This window comes from Loigolactobacillus binensis (assembly GCF_005405165.1).
Classification (GTDB): domain Bacteria; phylum Bacillota; class Bacilli; order Lactobacillales; family Lactobacillaceae; genus Loigolactobacillus; species Loigolactobacillus binensis.
The window spans coordinates 1-3,675 of sequence record NZ_BJDN01000057.1; the positions used below are offsets into that span (position 1 = coordinate 1).

At 35.9% G+C, this 3,675-nt stretch carries 2 protein-coding genes; both read left to right on the plus strand.

Annotated features, from left to right (window positions below):
* The first annotated feature begins 907 nt into the window (after window positions 1-907).
* Window positions 908-2,671: an oleate hydratase gene (locus FFM78_RS13470; RefSeq protein ID WP_137638894.1), complete on the plus strand. Its 1,764-nt coding sequence runs from the start codon at window positions 908-910 to the stop codon at window positions 2,669-2,671.
* Window positions 2,672-3,157: 486 nt separating this feature from the next.
* Entirely contained in the window at window positions 3,158-3,496 is a 339-nt protein-coding gene (locus FFM78_RS13480) for a helix-turn-helix domain-containing protein (protein WP_137638895.1), read from the plus strand.
* Window positions 3,497-3,675: the final 179 nt, after the last annotated feature.

Below are 3,675 nucleotides of genomic sequence, written 5' to 3' on the forward strand. Positions count from 1 at the left end.
TGGAATTTTGCCATCAGCTCTACACACAATGTTAGCCCGCCATCGGAAGATAATTGACCACCCGTATGCGATACTAAAATGTTTTTGTTGAAATTTAATGCCATTTCCTGTAAAGTTTTCAATATAGAGTCCTCTTCTCTCATGTGGTTTTGTTTAGCAATTTAACTATACCAGAGCTGAGGCTCTTTTTGTGTACTTAAAAGGTGAAAATACAAAATACCCATCAAACGCGTGATGCATGTGTTTGATGGGTATTTTGCATATCTTTGTGAATAAATCAGGTATACTAGAAATAATGGGGATTTTCATTTCTTCATACTGAATATTTCCTATGATTCCATAAAAAACGCCTGGCACAAAGACAGGCGCTGGTTTATTCTACTGAAATGAATGGATTAACCAAACAGCTTCTTTAGAAACTTAATCAGTGTTTTCAGCTGCTTTTTTGAAATAGGCAGCAATACAAACAGTATAGTGCTGACGTACAAATTGGATCAGATGGTTACTTATCCGAGCCGGCGGGACATCTGAAAAGATGCCCTTTTTTTATACTCTAAATTCTAAAATAGGGTCCATTTAGTGATCTATCGCCCCTAACAAATCCTATTAAAACAGCCCCCCTTATCTAACTAGTAGATAAGGGGGGCTGTTTTTTATTTATGAATAATAATAACCCGTTAATGTCGCTACATTTTTCGTAATTTTATAATCAGACTGTTATATATGAATTATGATACGATGCACTAAATTTGCCTACTAATTAAAGACTCCCATCTTTCAAACCCACACCGATTATTCATGGTGATTGCAGCGATTAAAGTGACTGTTGCACTTTAATTGCTATTTTTTGAAAGCGTTTTCTATTAGTGCTATGATTAACCTATCAAATCAGTAATAGGAGGCAACTATGCGATATTCTAACGGAAATTATGAAGCTTTTGCACATCCAAGAAAGCCCAAAAATGTGGATCAAAAATCAGCGTATATTATTGGAGGCGGTCTGGCCGGACTGGCTACCGCTGTTTTCTTAGTGAGAGATGGCCAAATGTCTGGGGAAAGAATCCATATATATGAGGAATTGCCTACTCCGGGTGGGTCGTTAGATGGAGAAAAGCGCGCCAATATCGGCTTTGTGACACGTGGTGGTCGAGAAATGGAAAATCATTTTGAAACTATGTGGGACATGTATCGATCAATTCCTTCTTTAGAAATTGAAGACGCCTCTTACTTAGATGAATTTTATTGGCTAGATAAAGATGATCCAAATTCATCTAATACTCGCCTAATTTATAATCGGGGACAACGCGTCCCAACTGATGGCCTGTATACTTTGGATGAAAAATCTAAAGAATTAATAGATTTAGTTTTAACTCCTGAGTCAAAACTGGGTAAAACGACTATTGAGGAATTTTTCTCAAATGAGTTCTTTGAAAGTAATTTTTGGATGTATTGGGCAACTATGTTTGCTTTTGAAAAGTGGCATTCTGCAGTTGAGATGCGTCGATACACGATGCGATTTATTCATCATATTGATGGACTACCTGATTTTAGCGCCCTAAAGTTCAATAGGTACAATCAGTATGAGTCTATGGTTCTACCAATTATAAAGTATTTAGAGTCATATAATGTCGAATTCATCTATGATACACAAGTTAATAATGTTGTGGTAGATTTTGAAAATGACGAAAAAATTGCCAAAAAACTCGTGATCCAAGATGGTGATGATGTTAGCCTATCGCGTGATGATCTTGTATTCGTTACAAATGGTTCTATTACAGAAAGTTCAACATACGGAAGCCATGATAAACCCGCTCCTGTATCAAAAGAGTTGGGTGGTAGTTGGTCACTGTGGAAGAATCTGGCAGAACAATCTAATGATTTCGGTCATCCAGAAGTATTCTATGATAACCTACCCGACAAAAGTTGGTTTGTGTCAGCGACGGCCACTATAAAATCGCCAGAAATTGAACCTTACATTGAACGTCTCACCAATCGTGATTTGCATGATCACAAAATTAATAGTGGTGGGATCATTACCATAACCGATTCGAACTGGTTGATGAGTTTCGCAGTACACAGGCAACCACATTTCAAAGAACAAAAAGAAAATGAAACAATTGTTTGGATATATGGACTATATTCAGATACCAAAGGAAATTTTGTTAATAAGACCATCGTAGAAAGTTCTGGGGAAGAAATTACGCAAGAACTCCTTTATCACCTTGGTGTCCCTGAGTCCAAGATCAAACAATTGTCTAACCAAAACAATATAAATACCGTTCCAGTATTTATGCCATTTATTACATCATACTTTATGCCCCGCGTTGCGGGTGATAGGCCAGATATTGTTCCTAAAGGGTCTGTTAATTTAGCCTTTATTGGTAATTTCGCAGAGTCGCCTAGTAATGACACCGTGTTTACTACCGAATATTCAATTAGGACAGCCATGGAATCTGTATATACTTTACTTGAAGTTGAACGCGCTGTTCCTGAAGTTTATGGCTCCATTTATGATATTCGAGAACTACTTAAAGCCATCTACTATATGGGAGATAAAAAAACCATTGATGAGGCTAATTTAGGAATTCCTAAATTAGCTAAAGCAGCTCTAAAAAAGAAGATAAAGGGAACGTTTATCGAAGAACTACTTACCGAGAGTAAATTACTATAAAACATGGTAGCTGTTAAAACTCTCTGAATTATCAAAAACTGTTGCAAATTATTATAATGCGACATATTTCGATATGTAATAAGCTTTTCATTTTTGAAAAAGACTTGGTGAGTTTGATTATAGCTTAGATAAGATCGCAAATATTAAGTGTATTTGTCCCAATTGCCATCGATTGTTGCATCATGGGACAGATAGTGAACGAAATCAAGTGTTAGAAATTCTTTATCAACAATCAATTTCTAATTTACGACGTGTGAATTTATCTATTGCATTCGATGAACTAAAAACATTTTATTGATAAATGTAAAAATAGGAGTTGATGTTAAGTCATTTTCTCATAGTTACGGGGTCTATAATCTCCACTTAGCCCCTATTTACACCAGAATATTCTTCGCAACCAGTAGTTGCTTTTAGTGCGCTAATAATTAGCGTGCTTTTTTCTCGCTTCAATATGATAATTAATCTATTGAAAGTGAGGTTACGTTTATGATTTTAGGGCAAAGGATAAAAGAAGAACGAGAAAAAAGGCAGTGGACACAAGATTATCTTGCAGAAACGCTTAATGTTTCTCGTCAGGCCATTTCTAAGTGGGAAGTCGGAAGTACTTATCCCGATATTGATCGTTTAGTGCAAATCAGCAATTTATTCGACATTACCTTAGATAGTTTGATCAAAAGCGATGATTCACTAAAAAAAAGCATAGTTATTACCAAAAACGCAAAGGCACAAACTAATGTCTGGAAATTTATGCGCAGTACTGGTTGGATGATGGTAATTGCAATTATTTATTTAGTCACCAAAATGATTATCGCTGTCTTTAGTTAAGAAACCTTTAGGAACTATAATTACCAAATATTCCATTCAGAGTTTTAAGCAAACTATTCTGAATGGGGTATTTGTGTTAAACTAGCAGTAGAAAGTAAAAACACAGTTCGGTTGGTAGTCCGAACATAGCGAAGCTATCAGTAACCTGCCTCCTTGGTTGTCCATCTTTCTTAATTAAT